Annotated in this window: 19 protein-coding genes; 11 read left to right on the top strand and 8 right to left on the bottom strand. The window is 75.3% G+C overall.

From position 1 onward, the window contains the following. Positions 1-9 precede the first annotated feature (9 nt). The 5 genes from ACI79Q_RS11860 to ACI79Q_RS11880 are packed head-to-tail and all read left to right on the top strand — an operon-like array spanning position 10 to position 5,733. On the top strand, positions 10-2,385 hold the full coding sequence (locus tag ACI79Q_RS11860; RefSeq protein ID WP_456590883.1) for an ATP-binding cassette domain-containing protein: 2,376 nt from the start codon (positions 10-12) through the stop codon (positions 2,383-2,385). A 42-nt stretch (positions 2,386-2,427) separates the two neighbouring features. Next, positions 2,428-2,811 carry an ArsR/SmtB family transcription factor gene (locus ACI79Q_RS11865; protein WP_456595954.1) on the top strand — a complete coding sequence of 128 codons (384 nt, stop codon included), beginning with the start codon at positions 2,428-2,430 and terminating at the stop codon, positions 2,809-2,811. Next, on the top strand, positions 2,808-3,500 hold the full coding sequence (locus ACI79Q_RS11870) for a cation diffusion facilitator family transporter (RefSeq protein WP_456590884.1): 693 nt from the start codon (positions 2,808-2,810) through the stop codon (positions 3,498-3,500). The genes ACI79Q_RS11865 and ACI79Q_RS11870 overlap by 4 nt, the downstream gene beginning before the upstream one ends. Continuing rightward, positions 3,497-4,432, top strand: coding sequence for a cation diffusion facilitator family transporter (locus ACI79Q_RS11875; protein WP_456614741.1), 936 nt, complete (start codon positions 3,497-3,499; stop codon positions 4,430-4,432). Before ACI79Q_RS11870 ends, ACI79Q_RS11875 begins: the two co-directional genes overlap by 4 nt. 44 nt (positions 4,433-4,476) lie before the next feature. Then, positions 4,477-5,733: an APC family permease gene (locus tag ACI79Q_RS11880; RefSeq protein ID WP_456612908.1), complete on the top strand. Its 1,257-nt coding sequence runs from the start codon at positions 4,477-4,479 to the stop codon at positions 5,731-5,733. A 9-nt stretch (positions 5,734-5,742) separates the two neighbouring features. Here the strand turns inward: ACI79Q_RS11880 and ACI79Q_RS11885 are convergent, their stop codons facing one another. Then, complete coding sequence (locus ACI79Q_RS11885) at positions 5,743-6,339, bottom strand: hypothetical protein (protein WP_456614742.1); 597 nt, start codon at positions 6,337-6,339, stop codon at positions 5,743-5,745. 198 nt (positions 6,340-6,537) lie between these two features. Here ACI79Q_RS11885 and ACI79Q_RS11890 point away from each other — a divergent pair, with 198 nt between their 5' ends. From ACI79Q_RS11890 to mscL, 3 genes are all read left to right on the top strand, one after another. Further along, positions 6,538-6,873, top strand: coding sequence for an FmdB family zinc ribbon protein (locus ACI79Q_RS11890; protein WP_456590888.1), 336 nt, complete (start codon positions 6,538-6,540; stop codon positions 6,871-6,873). A 95-nt stretch (positions 6,874-6,968) separates the two neighbouring features. Beyond that, the gene (gene cpaB, locus ACI79Q_RS11895) at positions 6,969-7,595 is read left to right on the top strand and encodes a Flp pilus assembly protein CpaB (RefSeq protein WP_456614743.1); all 627 of its coding nucleotides are present in this window, start codon (positions 6,969-6,971) and stop codon (positions 7,593-7,595) included. A 13-nt stretch (positions 7,596-7,608) separates the two neighbouring features. After that, positions 7,609-8,079, top strand: a complete 471-nt coding sequence (mscL, locus tag ACI79Q_RS11900) for a large conductance mechanosensitive channel protein MscL (protein WP_456612906.1) — start codon at positions 7,609-7,611, stop codon at positions 8,077-8,079. Here the strand turns inward: mscL and ACI79Q_RS11905 are convergent, their stop codons facing one another. After that, complete coding sequence (locus ACI79Q_RS11905; RefSeq protein ID WP_456614744.1) at positions 8,080-8,784, bottom strand: YbaK/EbsC family protein; 705 nt, start codon at positions 8,782-8,784, stop codon at positions 8,080-8,082. A gap of 118 nt (positions 8,785-8,902) precedes the next feature. Between ACI79Q_RS11905 and ACI79Q_RS11910 the strand changes: the two genes are divergently transcribed. Beyond that, the gene (locus ACI79Q_RS11910; RefSeq protein ID WP_456600628.1) at positions 8,903-9,262 is read left to right on the top strand and encodes a VOC family protein; all 360 of its coding nucleotides are present in this window, start codon (positions 8,903-8,905) and stop codon (positions 9,260-9,262) included. After that, positions 9,259-9,669 (top strand): PaaI family thioesterase, encoded by a 411-nt coding sequence (locus ACI79Q_RS11915; RefSeq protein ID WP_456600627.1) that lies wholly within the window; start codon positions 9,259-9,261, stop codon positions 9,667-9,669. Before ACI79Q_RS11910 ends, ACI79Q_RS11915 begins: the two co-directional genes overlap by 4 nt. Here ACI79Q_RS11915 and ACI79Q_RS11920 read toward each other — a convergent pair. Beyond that, a complete protein-coding gene (locus ACI79Q_RS11920; protein ID WP_456590894.1) occupies positions 9,666-10,580 on the bottom strand; it encodes an MSMEG_6728 family protein in 915 nt (304 codons plus the stop codon). The two genes, ACI79Q_RS11915 and ACI79Q_RS11920, sit on opposite strands and share 4 nt — an antisense overlap. Before the next feature lie 143 nt (positions 10,581-10,723). After that, on the bottom strand, positions 10,724-11,569 hold the full coding sequence (locus ACI79Q_RS11925; protein WP_456600626.1) for an NAD-dependent protein deacetylase: 846 nt from the start codon (positions 11,567-11,569) through the stop codon (positions 10,724-10,726). A 124-nt stretch (positions 11,570-11,693) separates the two neighbouring features. Between ACI79Q_RS11925 and ACI79Q_RS11930 the strand changes: the two genes are divergently transcribed. Then, positions 11,694-12,707, top strand: coding sequence for an ion channel (locus ACI79Q_RS11930; RefSeq protein ID WP_456590896.1), 1,014 nt, complete (start codon positions 11,694-11,696; stop codon positions 12,705-12,707). Between the two features lie 17 nt (positions 12,708-12,724). Here ACI79Q_RS11930 and ACI79Q_RS11935 read toward each other — a convergent pair whose 3' ends face one another. The 4 genes from ACI79Q_RS11935 to ACI79Q_RS11950 form a co-directional block, all read right to left on the bottom strand. Continuing rightward, positions 12,725-13,171 (bottom strand): SRPBCC family protein, encoded by a 447-nt coding sequence (locus ACI79Q_RS11935; protein WP_456590897.1) that lies wholly within the window; start codon positions 13,169-13,171, stop codon positions 12,725-12,727. A gap of 28 nt (positions 13,172-13,199) precedes the next feature. Next, complete coding sequence (locus ACI79Q_RS11940) at positions 13,200-13,565, bottom strand: hypothetical protein (RefSeq protein ID WP_456614745.1); 366 nt, start codon at positions 13,563-13,565, stop codon at positions 13,200-13,202. A 181-nt stretch (positions 13,566-13,746) separates the two neighbouring features. Then, entirely contained in the window at positions 13,747-14,445 is a 699-nt protein-coding gene (locus tag ACI79Q_RS11945) for a LuxR C-terminal-related transcriptional regulator (protein ID WP_456590899.1), read from the bottom strand. Between the two features lie 295 nt (positions 14,446-14,740). Then, a partial coding sequence (locus tag ACI79Q_RS11950) for an LGFP repeat-containing protein (protein WP_456590900.1) occupies positions 14,741-15,165 on the bottom strand: 425 nt, incomplete at its 5' end.

Raw genomic sequence — 15,165 nt, forward strand, 5'->3', positions numbered from 1 at the left:
GGAGGCACGATGAGCACGCTGACCGAGTCGCCGACCGCGCACGTCGCGGACAGCCACGACTTGATCCGGGTCGTCGGGGCCCGGCAGAACAACCTCCGGGACGTCACCGTCGAGATCCCCAAGCGGCGGCTGACCGTGTTCACCGGCGTCTCCGGGTCGGGCAAGAGCTCGCTGGTGTTCGGGACGATCGCCGCGGAGTCGCAGCGGATGATCAACGAGACCTACAGCGCATTCGTGCAGGGCTTCATGCCGTCGCTGGCGCGGCCCGACGTCGACGTCCTCGAGGGCCTGACGACGGCGATCCTCGTCGACCAGGAGCGGATGGGCGCCAACCCGCGCTCGACGGTGGGCACCGCCACCGACGTCAACGCGATGCTGCGCATCCTGTTCAGCCGGCTCGGGGAGCCCTCCCTCGGCTCGCCGAACGCCTACTCGTTCAACATGCCCTCGGTGTCGGCCAGCGGGGCCATCACCGTCGAGCGCGGCGCCGGGACGAAGGCCGAGAAGGTCACCTTCACCCGGCTCGGCGGCATGTGCCCGCGCTGCGAGGGCATGGGCTCGGTCACCGACATCGACCTGACCGCGCTCTACGACGACCGCAAGTCGCTGTCCGACGGCGCGCTCACCGTTCCCGGCTACAGCATGGACGGCTGGTACGGCCGGGTCTTCAGCGGCGCCGGCCTGCCCATGGACAAGCCGATCGCCGAGTTCTCGAAGAAGGAGCTGCACACCCTCCTCCACGCGCAGCCCACCAAGGTCAAGGTGGACGGGGTCAACCTCACCTACGAGGGCCTCATCCCGAAGATCCAGAAGTCGATGCTCGCCAAGGACGTCGACGCCATGCAGCCGCACGTGCGGCGCTTCGTCGAGCGGGCCGTCACCTTCACGACCTGCCCCGACTGCGACGGCACGCGGCTGAGCGCCGAGGCCCTGTCGTCGAAGATCCGCGGCAAGAACATCGCCGACCTCTGCCGGATGCAGATCAGCGACCTCGCCGGCTGGCTGCGCGACCTCGACGAGCCCACCGTCGGGCCCCTGCTGGCCGGGCTGCGGCACACCCTCGACTCCTTCGTCGAGATCGGGCTGGGCTACCTGTCCCTGGACCGCCCGGCCGGCACGCTCTCCGGCGGCGAGGCGCAGCGCACCAAGATGATCCGCCACCTCGGGTCGTCGCTGACCGACGTCACCTACGTCTTCGACGAGCCGACCATCGGGCTGCACCCGCACGACATCCAGCGGATGAACGACCTGCTCCTGCGGCTGCGCGACAAGGGCAACACCGTGCTCGTGGTCGAGCACAAGCCCGAGACGATCGCGATCGCCGACCACGTCGTCGACCTCGGCCCCGGCGCCGGCACCGAGGGCGGCGAGGTGGTCTTCGAGGGCACCGTCGAGGAGCTGCGCCGCAGCGGCACCCGCACCGGCCGCCACCTCGGCGACCGGGTGTCCCTCAAGCCGGAGGTGCGCACGTCGACCGGCGCCCTGGAGATCCGCGGCGCCCGGCAGAACAACCTGCGCGGTGTCGACGTCGACGTCCCGACGGGCGTGCTCACCGTCGTCACCGGCGTGGCCGGCTCCGGCAAGAGCTCGCTGATCCACGGCAACCTGGCCGGCCGGGACGGCGTGGTGGTCGTCGACCAGTCGGCGATCCGGGGGTCGCGCCGGTCCAACCCGGCGACCTACACCGGCCTGCTGGAGCCGATCCGCAAGGCGTTCGCCAAGGCCAACGGCGTGAAGCCGGCCCTGTTCAGCGCCAACTCCGAGGGCGCCTGCCCGACCTGCAACGGCGCCGGGGTCATCTACACCGACCTCGGCGTCATGGCCACGGTCGAGTCCACCTGCGAGGAGTGTGAGGGCAAGCGATTCCAGGCCGCGGTGCTGGAGTACTCGCTGGGCGGCAGGAACATCGCCGAGGTCCTCGCGATGAGCGTGGCCGAGGCCGAGGAGTTCTTCCGCGGTGGGGAGGCGCGCACGCCCGCGGCGCACGCGATCCTCGACCGGCTCGCCGACGTCGGGCTGGGATACCTCACCCTCGGTCAGCCGCTCACCACCCTCTCCGGCGGCGAGCGGCAGCGGCTCAAGCTGGCCACCCGCATGGCGGAGAAGGGCGGGATCTACGTCCTCGACGAGCCGACGACCGGCCTGCACCTGGCCGACGTCGAGAACCTCCTCGGCCTGCTCGACCGGCTGGTCGACGCCGGGACGACCGTCATCGTCATCGAGCACCACCAGGCGGTCATGGCGCACGCCGACTGGATCATCGACCTCGGTCCCGGCGCGGGGTCCGAGGGTGGCCTGGTCGTCTTCGAGGGCACCCCGGCCGACCTCGTCGCCGCTCGCTCCACCCTCACGGGGCAGCACCTCGCGGAGTACGTGGCCGGCTGAGGCGGAACGCCTGGTCGATGGCGCTATCATCGCCGCATGACGATGATCGTGGCCGGCGACGGCCGGAACACCCGCGCCGAGGCCCCGGTCGACGAGGCGGCGGCCCTCACCGCTGCGGCCTGCCTGTTCCGCAGCCTCGGCGACCCCAGCCGGCTCGCCATCGTGCGCCACCTCGCCCTCGGGGAGCACAAGGTCGTCGAGCTCACCCGCCACCTGGGGCTGGCCCAGTCCACCGTCTCGGCGCACCTGGCCTGCCTCCGGGACTGCGGCCTGGTCACCTCCCGCCCGCAGGGGCGGGCGTCGCTGTGGTCGCTGGCGGCGACGCCGGAGGTCCTCGAGCTGCTCGCCGCCACGGAGCGGTTGCTGGCCGCCACGGGGGACGCGGTCACCCTCTGCCCCACCTACGGCGAGGTGGCACCCCGGTGAGCGCAGCGACCACCGCTCCCGCCCCCATCGCAGCCGAACGCGCCCGGCTGGGCCGTCGCGCCCAGCTGCTCGCGGGGGCCGCCGTCACCTACAACGTCGTCGAGGCCGTCATCGCGATCACCGCCGGGCTGGTCGCCGGCTCGGTCGCCCTCGTCGGGTTCGGGCTCGACTCCGTCGTCGAGGTCTCCAGCGGGCTGATCATCCTGTGGCAGTTCCGCCACCACCTCCCGGAGACCCGGGAACGGCTGGCGCTACGGCTGATGGCCTGCTCGTTCTTCGCCCTGGCCGCGTACGTCACGTTCGAGTCGGTGCGCGCGCTGCTGGTCGGCGGCGACCCCGACGCCTCGCCGGTCGGCATCGGCCTGGCCGCCGTCTCCCTGGTCGTCATGCCGTTCCTCTCCTGGGCCCAGCGCCGCACCGGCCGGGCCCTGGGGTCCAGCGCCGTCGTCGCCGACTCCACGCAGACGCTGCTGTGCACCTACCTGAGCGCCGCCGTCCTCGCGGGGCTGGTGCTCAACGCCTGGCTCGGCTGGAGCTGGGCCGACCCGGTCGCCGGCCTGGTCATCGCGGCGGTCGCCCTCCGCGAAGGCATCGAGGCGTGGCGCGGCGAGGGCTGCTGCGCGCCCACCCGCCCCGGTCCGGACGCCGAGGTGGACAGCTGCTGCGGGGGCCCGGGGACCACGCGGTGAGCGGCGGGCACGCCCACGCCCACGCTCACGCCCACGCCAGCGGCCCCGGCGACCGCCGGCGCCTGGTGGTCGTGCTGGCCCTGACGGCGAGCGTGCTCGTCGTCCAGCTGGTCGGGGCACTGGTCTCGGGCTCGCTCGCCCTGCTCGCCGACGCCGCGCACGCCGCCACCGACGCCGCCGGCCTCGCGATCGCCCTGGTCGCGGCCACCCTGGCCCTCCGGCCGGCGACGTCCCAGCGCACCTGGGGCTACCGGCGGGCCGAGGTGCTCGGCGCGACCCTGCAGGCCGCCGTGCTGCTGGCGGTGGGCGGGTACATCGCGGTCGAGGCGGTCGGTCGGCTGGCCGACCCACCGGAGATCACCCCCACCGCCGTGCTGGTCTTCGGCGGGATCGGGCTGGCCGCCAACGTGGCCGGGATCGTGGTGCTCGCCCGCGGCGGGCGCAGCGGCAACGTCAACATGCGGGCGGCGCTGCTGGAGGTCGTCAACGACGCGCTGGGCTCGGTCGCCGTCCTGGTGGCGGCGGTCGTCGTCGCGCTGACCGGCTGGCAGCGCGCCGACGCGGTCGCCTCGCTGGTCATCGTGGCGCTGATCGTCCCGCGCACCCTGGCGCTGCTGCGCGAGACGGTGTCGGTGCTGCTGGAGAGCAGCCCGCCCGGCCTGGACCTCGACGCCGTCCGCACGCACCTGCTCGCGCTGCCGCACGTGCTCGGGGTGCACGACCTGCACGCCTCGCAGATCACCAGCGGGCTGCCCGTGCTCTCGGCGCACGTCGTCGTCGAGGACGGCTGCTTCCACGACGGCCACGCGCCGCAGGTCCTCGACCAGCTCCAGGCCTGCCTGGCCGAGCACTTCCCGGTCGCCGTCGAGCACTCCACCTTCCAGCTCGAGACCGCAGCGCACAGCCACCACGAGCCGGCCGCCCACCACTGACCCGCCCGCTATCGTCGGTCGACGCCGGACCACCGAGGAGCGCCGTGAGCACTGGTCCCGCCTTGACCCGCCGGCTGGGCACCGGCGATGCGGTCGTCATCGGGCTCGGCTCGATGATCGGCGCCGGGGTGTTCGCCGCCTTCTCCCCCGCCGCACAGGCCGCGGGGGCCGGCCTGCTGATCGGGCTCGCCGTCGCCGCGGTGGTGGCCTACTGCAACGCGACGGCGTCGGCGCAGCTGGCCGCCCAGTACCCCACCTCCGGCGGCACCTACGTCTACGGCCGGGAGCGGCTCGGCGAGTGGTGGGGGTTCCTGGCCGGGTGGGGGTTCGTCGTCGGCAAGACCGCCAGCTGCGCGGCCATGGCGCTCACGTTCGCCGCGTACGCCGCACCGGCGGGCTGGGAGCGGCCGGTGGCCGTGGCCGCGGTGCTGGGCCTGACCGCCGTCAACTACCGGGGCGTGACCCGCACCGCCGGGCTGACCCGGATCATCGTTGCCGTCGTGCTCACCGCGCTGGCCGTCGCGGTCGCCGCGAGCCTGCTGGGCGGTGCGACGGCCGCCGACGGGCCGGTGGCGTGGACGTTCACCGACGGCGGGCTGCACGGGATCCTGCAGTCGGCCGGCCTGCTGTTCTTCGCCTTCGCCGGCTACGCGCGGATCGCCACCATGGGCGAGGAGGTGCGCGACCCCGGACGGACGATCCCCCGGGCGATCCCCCTGGCGCTGGGCATCGCCGTCGCGGTCTACGCGGTGGTCGCCGTGACCCTGCTCGCCACGCTGGGCCCGGGCGGCGTCGCCGCCACCTCGGCACCGCTGGCCGCGGCGGTGGACGCCGGCGGGTGGGCGTGGGCGGAGCCGGTGGTCCGCGTCGGCGCGGCAGCGGCCGCGCTGGGCGCGCTGCTGGCGCTGGTCGCCGGCATCGGGCGCACCGGCCTGGCGATGGCCCGCCAGGGCGACCTGCCCCGGTACCTGGCCGCGGTGCACCCGCGCTTCTCCGTGCCGCACCACGCCGAGCTCACCCTCGCCGCGCTGGTCTGCCTGCTCGTGCTCACCGTCGACCTGCGCGGCGCGATCGGCTTCTCCTCCTTCGGCGTGCTGCTCTACTACTTCGTGGCCAACACCGCGGCCTTCACCCAGGACCGCGCGCACCGCCGGTTCCCCCGGCCGCTGCAGGTGCTCGGTGCGGTCGGCTGCCTGGTGCTGGTCGCCGCACTGCCCGCGCAGGCGGTGGTCGGCGGCGTCCTCGTGTTCGCCGTCGGCATCGCCTACCGCGCCGTCCGGCTGCGGCTCGCCGCGCGGTAGGCAGCCTGTTCACGCGGCCGCGGGCAGCGGCACGCTTCTGGACCGCGACCGGCCCAGCACGCCGACCGCCGCCCAGGAGAGCCCGCCGAGCAGCTGGTCCGCGACGGCCACGCCGTCCAGGCCGGCGGCGAGCAGCGGCGGCCAGGCGAGGATCGCGACGGCGGCGACCGCGGCCGCCGCCGCAGTGCTGGGCTGCCACCTGGCGAGTGCGGCGGCGAGCACGAGCGCGCCGACGGCGGTGACCGCCGTCCCCGCCAGGTACAGGGTCCAGCCGCCGACGGCCAGTTCCCGCGGCCCGCCGCGCAGACCGCCGCCCAGCACGAACTCCACGCCGACGCCGAGCCAGGAGAGGACGAAGCCGGTGGCGACGACGGACCAGCCGACCTCGGCGGCACGTGCGGCGGCCGCTCGCGCAGCCGCGATCGCGCCCGCGGCGAGCAGCGCGAGCGGGAGCAGCGCCACCCGGTTCCAGCCGACGTAGTGCAGACCCAGCCATGCACCGTCCCAGGTGGTCATCACGCCGTAGCGGGACGGCACCCACGTCGCTGCGCCGAGCACGAGCAGGACCGCGGCGGGGGTCGGGAGCGACCGGTCGGAAGTGTGCACCCGGCGATCCTGGCGGGCGCCGGCCCGCGCGTCACCGCCTCCGCGCGCGAGGCGGTGACGCCCCCGTCCGGGCGACGCGCGTCCCACCCGCCCCCGTGGACGTGGACGGCGGGTCCCCGCATGGCGCATCATTGGCAGTCTCCGGGCGGGAGTGCCAGCCCGGACCCCTACCTCCGCTCGACCAGGGAGAGCCACGACGTGCCCACGTACCAGTACGCCTGCACCAACGCCGAGGGCAAGCACGAGTTCGAGGTGGTGCAGTCCTTCACCGACGCCCCGGTGAGCGAGTGCCCCGAGTGCGGCGCCGCGGTGCGCAAGGTCTACGGCTCGGTCGGCGTCGTCTTCAAGGGCTCGGGCTTCTACCGCACCGACAGCCGGTCGAACGGCAAGTCGTCGGAGAGCACGGGCAGCAACGGGGCCTCGACGGACACCTCGTCGTCGACCCCGGCCAAGGAGAGCTCGTCGAGCTCGGCCTCCACCTCGTCGACGACGCCGTCGACGTCCGGCAGCGGGGCCAAGGCCGCCACCACCTGAGGTCGGCGGTCCGGGGCCCTCCACAGCGCCGCCCGCGGTCCACAGCTCCCGCCGGCCGGCTGCAGGGCCGCCGCCGGCTCGGGCAGGGTCGGCGCATGCTGCGCCTGCGCCGACCCCGGTTCCCGCTGCTGACGGCCCGCCGGCTGGCCGCCGCGCTGCTCGCCGCGCTCGCGCTGGCCCTCGCGCTGCGCCCGGCGCCCACCCCGGCCGACGGGGAGCAGCCGCGCACGGCCCCCGTCGTGGTGGCGGCCACCGACCTGCCGGCCGGCACCAGCCTGACCCGCGAACACCTGGCCCTCGTCCGGCTGCCGCGCGGTGCGGTGCCCGACGGCGCGGTGGGCGTCGCGGATCCCCTGGTGCGGCGCGTGCTCGCCGGGCACGTCCGCCGGGGGGAGCCGCTCACCGACGCCCGGCTGGTCGGCGCCGGGCTGACGGCCCTGCTGCCCCCCGGCCAGGTGGCGGCTCCGGTGCGCCTGGCCGACCTGGCGGTCGCGGCGCTGCTGCGGGCCGGCGACCGGGTGGACGTGCTGGCCACCGGAGCGGGCCCGGGGCCGGCCGAGCGGGTGGCGGCTGGGGCGCTGGTCCTCGCCGCCCCGACCGGGGACGCCGGTGAGCCGGGCGCCGGGTTGCTCGTCCTCGCCGTCGACGAGGCCACCGCGGCCCGGATCGCGGCCGCCGCGGCCACCGCGACGCTCACCGTCAGCCTGCCGCCCCCGACCTGAGGACGCCGGCCGGGTGTGGCTGGATGATCGGGTGCTCAACGGTTTCAAGGACTTCCTGTTCCGCGGCAACGTCGTCGACCTGGCCGTGGCCGTGGTCATCGGCTCGGCGTTCACCGCGGTGGTGACCTCGTTCGCCGACTCGTTCCTCCGGCCGCTCATCGAGCTGCTGGGCGGCGGGGGCGAGTTCGGGGGCGTGCTGGTGGTCGACGGTCAGCGGTTCACCTGGGGCGCCTTCCTCAGCACGGTGATCACGTTCGTGCTGACGGCCGCGATCGTCTACTTCCTGGTCATCCTGCCGGTGCACCGGCTGTTCGCCCGCCGGGCGCGCGGCGAGGAGCCCGGCCCCGTCGGACCGACGGAGCTGGAACTGCTGGTCGAGATCCGGGACCTGCTCCGCGCGCAGCAGGTGGGGACCGGCTGGAACGGCCCTTCTGCAAGGTCCCGCCGCGAGCCAGCGAGTGGCGGGGAGCAGGAGGGCCCTTGATCAGTCGCTGCCCCAGTGCGGCGGCCGGTCCTCGAGGTAGCGCCGATCGGCCTCGGCGCCGTCGGCCGGGCGCTCCCCCCAGCCCACGTCGCTGTCGTCCGTCGCCCGGTCCAGCCGCAGCGGTCGCGCGGGCGGCCGGGCCGGTGCCTCGGCGGGGAGCGGCTGGCCGAGCCCCTCGAGCACCTCGGCTGCGGGGAGCGCGGCGAGCACCGCACCCGGCACCGCGAGCTTGGCGCCGCGGGTGCCCGAGCCGACGACCACGAGCTCGGCCGCCGCCACCGCCGCGTCGACGAGGACCGGCCAGGTGGCGGGCAGCCCGACCGGGGTGATGCCCCCGTAGGCCATGCCGCTCTCGGCCACCGCGACGTCCTGCGGCGCGAACGACGCCTTGCGGGCGCCCAGGTGCCGGCGCACCAGCCCGTTGACGTCGGCGCGGGTGGTGGCGAGGACCAGGCAGGCGGCCAGCGTCGTCTCCCCGGCGCGGCGGGCGGCGACGACGACGCAGTTGGCCGACGCGGCGAGCGGCACCCCGTAGGCGTCGGTGAAGGCGGCGGTGTCGGCGAGGTCCTCGGCGATCTCCGCGACCCAGGCCGGCCCGGCCAGCGCGGGCAGCGCGGCGGCGACCGGCGGGGCCAGGAGGCCGGGGCGCCCGGCGGCCGGCAGCCAGCGCAGCGAGCCGAGGACAGGGGCAGCGGGGTCGGGCATGCCCCCGATCCTGCGGCACGGCGTCGGCGCGCTGCAGCCGGGTCCCGTGGCGGGATCCCGGCGACGCGTGGCCGGTTCCCGGCTGTCGGCCCGCCCGGGCGCGCGCCAGGATGGCGCCATGATCGGTCAACTGCACTCCGTCGTGATCGACGCGCCCGACGCACACGCCCTGGCCGGCTTCTACGCCGACCTCCTCGGCATGCAGATCAGCCGGGGCGGGCCCGGGGACGACTGGGTCGTCGTCACCGGCGCGGGGTACCGGCTGGCCTTCCAGCAGGCGCCGGACCTGCGGCCGCCGGACTGGCCGGACCCCGAGCGCCCGCAGCAGTTCCACCTCGACGTGCGGGTCGCCGACATCGAGGAGGCCGAGCCGAAGGTGCTGGCCCTGGGCGCCCGGAAGCTGCCCGGCGGCGGGGGCGACTTCCGGGTCTACGCCGACCCGGTCGGCCACCCCTTCTGCCTGGTGTGGGACGCGTGAGCGGTCCCCCGGTGGACCCGACGGCGGCAGCCGGCGCATTCGTCTCGGCGATGAGGTTCGACGTCGCCGAGGCCACCGGCACGCGGGTGACCGGGCACGTCGATCTCGGGCCCGACCAGCACACGCCGTGGGGCGTCGTGCACGGCGGGCTGTACTGCTCGGTCGTCGAGTCGGCGGCCAGCATCGGGGCCAGCCTCGCGGTGCGGGACCGCGGGCAGTTCGCCGTCGGCGTCAACAACAACACCGACTTCCTCCGCTCGATGACCGGCGGCCGGGTCGACGTCGTCGCGGAGCCGGTGCAGCAGGGGCGCACCCAGCAGCTGTGGCAGGTCGCCCTCACCCGGGAGGACGGCGCGCTGGTCGCCCGCGGGCAGGTGCGGCTGCAGAACGTGCCACTGCCCGCCTAGGCCAGCACCGCCGGGTCGAGCACGACCTGGAAGAGCGCACGCGGGTCCTGGAGGGTCGCGGGCGGCCGGGCCGCCGCCCGCGGCACCACCCGGTCGAAGCGGGCCGGGCGGCGGTGCGGCAGCAGCTCCCGGCCCTGGAACAGGTACTCCCCCACCACCTCGCCGAGGAGCAGCCCGGCGCCGTGCTCGATCGGCAGCGCGACCGGATCACCGGGCCTCATCTCGTCGAGGAAGGCCGACAACTGGCGCAGGTCCTTGGCCGGGCGGCGACCCGAGATCTCCTTGGACAGCGCCCGCAGCTCGGTGGGATCCAGCCCGGTGGCGTCGACGTCGATGCCCGACTGGACGCCGAGCCCGACGACGCCCGCCGCCAGGCAGGCGCCCAGCTCGTTGTGCGCGCGCGGCCGGACCACCCACACCCGCACCCCGTCGGGCTCCGGCGTCGGGGGCACGTCGTCCGGCCCCGGCCATACGTAGGGCAGGTCGTCGGGCTCGGGGCCGAAGAGCTCGGTGAAGCGGGCCCGGTAGAACTCCGGGTCCTTGGCGATCAGGTTCGACCGGTGCGAGCGGTGCAGCTCCTCGTCGCCCACCCAGGAGGGCAGGAGCCCGGCCGCCGCCAGCTCCGCCTGCGGCACGCCGACGACGTCGGGCGCGAACTCACCGATCAGCGTCTCGGTGGTGTCGGCGAAGCCGCGCTCGCGCCAGACCCGGACCATGGCCAGGCCGTAGGCGACCAGCGCCGGTGTCCGGCCGCGCCACATCGCGACGACGGGGTGGCTGGCCCAGCCGTAGTCGGGCAGCTCGAGGGCGCGCAGGATCTGCAGCGTCTCCACGCGCTGCTTGCCCAGCCGCGGCGAGTCGAGCAGCCGCGCGCTCTCCTCGAAGTCGGCCACCGGCACGAAGGTCTGCATCGCGGCGGTTCCTGCCCCTCCGAGCAGGTGGTGAATCTTCGGTCCTGGTCGGCCTCCTGCAGGGGCCCGCTGCGAGCCTGCGAGCAGTGGGGGCAGGGAGGTCCTTCCTCAACCGCCGAGCGGCCGCAGCGCCGCCGACCGGCTCATCCCAGCCGGCCGGCCAGCTCGGGCAGGACCACGCCCAGCGGAGCGTCGACCTTGAGCGTCGCCTTCGCATCGCCCCGGGTGGGCCCGGAGTTCACGATGGCGACGGGGATCCCCCGCTTGGCGGCGTGGATGACGAACCGGTAGCCGCTCATCACGGTCAACGACGAGCCGAGCACCAGCAGCGCCCGCGCGTCGTCGACCAGCGCGAAGCAGGCATCGACCCGGTCCCGCGGCACCGTCTCGCCGAAGAACACGACGTCGGGCTTGAGCGGGCCGCCCCCGCACGCCAGGCAGCCGACCATCACGAACCCGTCGAGCGCCTCGTCGGGCAGCTCCGCGTCGCCGTCGGGGTTGACCTCGTCGACCGGCTCGGGGCGGAACCCGGGATTGGCCGCCCGCAGCCGCACGTCGAGGTCGGCGCGCGAGGCGACGTCCCCGCAGGCCAGGCAGACGGTGCGGTCCAGCCCACCGTGCAGCTCCAGGACGTCGCGCGCCCCGCCGGCCTGGTGCAGCCCGTCGACGTTCTGGGTGATCACCTCGGCCACCGCACCGGCCCGCTGCAGCGCGGCGACGGCCCGGTGCCCGGCATTGGGCCGCGCCCCGGCGATCTGCCGCCAGCCGACGAAGCTGCGCGCCCAGTAGCGGTGCCGTCCGCGGGGGTCGCGGGTGAACGTCTGGTACGTCATCGGGGTGTGCCGGCGCAGCGACCCGGTGGCACCTCGGTAGTCGGGGATGCCGGAGTCGGTGGACAACCCGGCGCCGGAGAGGACGACGGTCCCGCCGCCGCCGAGCAGGCCGACGAGCTCGGGGAGGCCCTCGACGGTGGAGGTCGCTACGGTCACCCCGCCATCGTCCCTGCCGCGCGGCGGATGCGCCGCCGGCCCGATCGAGGAGGCCGACCGTCGTCCCCACGCCGACCCCCCGGACCACCGACCGCCGCGAGCCCGCACGCCGCCGGAGCACCGCGTGACCGGCTGGTGGTGGGACGTCATCGGCCTGGCGATCGTCGCGTTCGCGGTCGTCGACGAGGCGCGGACGACGCTGGCGGTGGCCAGTGGCCCGGGCCCGCTCACCCGGCTGATCACCGACGCGGTGTGGCGGCTGGCCCGGCGACCGGCGGTGGCGGAGGCGGCTCCGGTGCGCTTCGTGGGCGGCCCCGGCGTCGTCCTCGTCGCAGCGACCCTCGGCGCCTGGTTCAGCCTGCTCTGGCTCGGCTGGTCGCTGGTCTTCCTCGGTGACGAGGACGCGGTCGTCGGCGCGTCGAGCGGGGCGCCGGCGTCGGTCTGGGAACGGTTCTACTTCGCCGGCTACAACGTCGCCACCCTGGGCAACGGCGGCTACCAGCCCGCCGGGGCCGGCTTCCAGCTGGCCACCATGGCCGCCGCGCTCAGCGGGATGCTGCTCATCACGCTGGGCGTCTCCTACCTGACCTCGGTGATCTCCGCCGTGGTCGGCAAGCGGAGCTTCGCCTCGCAGATCACCGGGTTCGGGAACACCGGCACGGAGATGGCCACGGGCCTGGTCGCGGCGGGGACGGCGCTCCCGGCGGTGGTGCCCTTGTCGTCGCTGTCCGCGACCTTGGCGACGCTGGGGCAGCAGCACCGGGCGTACCCGCTGCTGCACGCCTACCGGCCGCGGACGCCCGAGCTCGGCACCGCCCCCGCCGTCGCGGTGCTCCTGGACGCGACCCTGGTGCTGTCGTCGGCGGCCGACCCGGCCGGCCGGCTCCCCGCCGGGCTGCGCCGGTCGGTCGTCTCCTCCGTGCAGCAGTACGTCGACCACGCCCCCGCGACCGGGAGCGAGCGCACCCGGACGGCGCCGCCGCTGGACGCCGCGGGGATCGGCCGGGCCGGGCTGGGGGTCGACCCGGCCCAGCTCGCCGCGCTGACCGCGGAGCACGCCCAGCTGCGGGACCAGCTGGCCCGCCGGATCGGGGCGGCCGGTTACCGATGGCCCGGCGGTGACCACGCGTCGTCCTGACGGACGGCGGTTCGGGCTCAGCCGGCGGCGACCGCTTCCTCGAGCCGGGCCAGCATCGCGTCCTGGATGCGGGCCAGGCCCTTGGGGGCGAAGGTGCGCTCGAAGAACCCGCCGATGCCGGTGGCACCGGTCCACGTGGTGCGGGCCCGGACCGTGCTGACCCCCGCGTCGGCGGCGGAGACGGTCCAGGTGGTCACCATGCTGGAGTTGGTGTCGGTCTCCACGAGCGCCCCGTCGGAGGTCTCGGTGACGACGACGTCCTGCTCGCGCACCCGCTTGGAGGTGGCCTGCAGGCGCCAGTGGACCTTCGTGCCGGCGCCCTGGCCGCCGGCGTCCACGCGGTACTCGCTGTACTGCTCGGGGAGCACCGCGGGACGGGTGACGGCGTAGTCGGCGAGCGCGGCGCGGACGACGTCCGCCGGTGCGCGCAGGACACGTTCGGTGGTGGCGACGACCTGACCCATGCACCCATCCTGCCCGCCGGCCGACCGGCTACGCCTGCCCCTCCTCGGTGTTGAGGTAGGAGCAGCGGAAGCGGGCGCCGGCCATCGCCTCGGTGAAGCGTGCCTCCCACATCGGGTCGTCCGCCGGGAAGCTGTCGAACACCCGCTCCTCGAGCACCTCCGGGTGTCCGTCGGGACCCGGACAGCTGCGGCGCAGCAGCACCCGCGTCATCCCGTCCACCTCGTCGTGGGCGGCGTGCCAGTGCGCTGCGGCGACCGCCCGCGCCCGCCACTCCCGTACGCGCCCGGGCAGCAGCCGGCCGGCGGCCGGCCACGGCTGAGGCGTCGAGACGATCCAGACGACGATCCCGGCCAGCAGCAGGAGCAGCAGTGCAGCCGCCAGGACGCCGACCATGCCCAGCACGGTAACCCCGCGAGCGGCCGCCCGGCCGGTTCCGCTGAGCCGCTCCGGCTCAGCCGGCGACGGCCTGCGGCAGCACCACGGCCGCGGACCGTTCCTCGGTCGCCGGAGATCGCACCGGGGGACCCAACGCCGACTCCGGCCGCCCGCCGCCCCGGCCTCGGGGCCCACCGGGTCAGATCTCGACGGGAGCGGCGGTCAGGTCGTGCGCCCCGCAGGTGCAGCCGTTGCGGGCGGAGAGCACCAGCGAGACGGCGTGCGCCCGGTCGCGGGCGCCGAGCTTGCGCAGGATCGCCTTCACGTGCGACTTCACCGTGTCCTCGGAGATGAACAGGTTCTCGCCGATCGTGCGGTTGGACTGGCCCAGGACGAGCTCGTCGAGGACGTCGGACTCCCGGCGGGTCAGCGGCACCGCGGGGGTGAGCTCGCGGGCGACCGGGGCGGCCGCGCCCGGCTCCACCCGACGGATCTGCGGGTCGACGACGGTGCGACCGGCGCGGGCGGCCAGCACGGCCCAGCCGAGCAGCGTGGCGGAGGTGTTCATCAGCAGGTAGCCGCGGATGCCGGCGGCCAGTGCCTCGTTGACCACGGCCGGGTCCTCGGACGTCGCCACGGCGACGATCGCCGTCCGCGGGAAGCGGCGGCGCAGGTCGCGGCAGGCGGTCAGCGTGGCGCTGCGCCCGGAACCGAGCTCCACGACCACCGCGTCCGGGCGGGCGGACTCGGCCAGCACCAGGGCGCGGCGGGGCTCCCCCGGCGCACCGACGACCTGCATGCCGGCGGTCTCGTCGATCATGCCGACGAGACCGCGGCGCAGGACGGGTGCGTCGGCGAGGACGAGAACCCGGGTGACGCCGGCACTGGGGATGGACACGCTGGTTGCTCCGCTCACGTTCGGTGACGACCTGACGTGACCTCCATCGACCGGGTGAACGCACTGCTTGAGCACCACACCGTCTGCCGGCACGTGCCTGGGTCGGCAGACACCACCGAGCGGCTGCGGCCCCGGTCCCGTGCGGAGCCGACCGGTGCGGTGGTCGCCCGTCGCGGCGCGGTGCCATCGTGCCGCCGGCCGTCCCGGATCCCGCGGACTGCGGGAGTCCCGGATCCCGCGGACTGCGGGAACAGGGACGCCGCAGCCGCGGGCCCAGGGCGCGGGTGGCGCGCCGTCAGTCCGTGACCACCAGCTCCGTCGTGTTGGTGGCGCGGTCCCAGGTGATGTAGCCGTTCTGGAAGTCGCTGCGCCGACCGCCGGGCACGTCGTACTCCCCGCTGACCGGGTAGCCCAGCGGCCCCATCTCCCAGCCCGAGCGCTCCCAGCGGTCCCGGATCTCCCCGTACACCTCATGCGCCCCCGTGCTCGGCGACCAGTAGATCGAGCCGCCGCCGTAGCCCCCGGCGAAGTGGTTGTACCGGCCCTCACCGTCCGCGGTCCCGAGCTCCCCGGTGATCGGGTAGCCCAGCACGCCCTGCTCCCAGCCCAGCTCCTCCCAGCGGTCCCGGATCTCCCCGTACGTCTCGTGCGCACCGGTGCTCGGCGACCAGTGGATCGAGCCACCGCCGTAACCCCCGGCGAAGGCGTTGTACCGGCCCA

Source organism: Blastococcus sp. SYSU DS0828, from assembly GCF_054050975.1.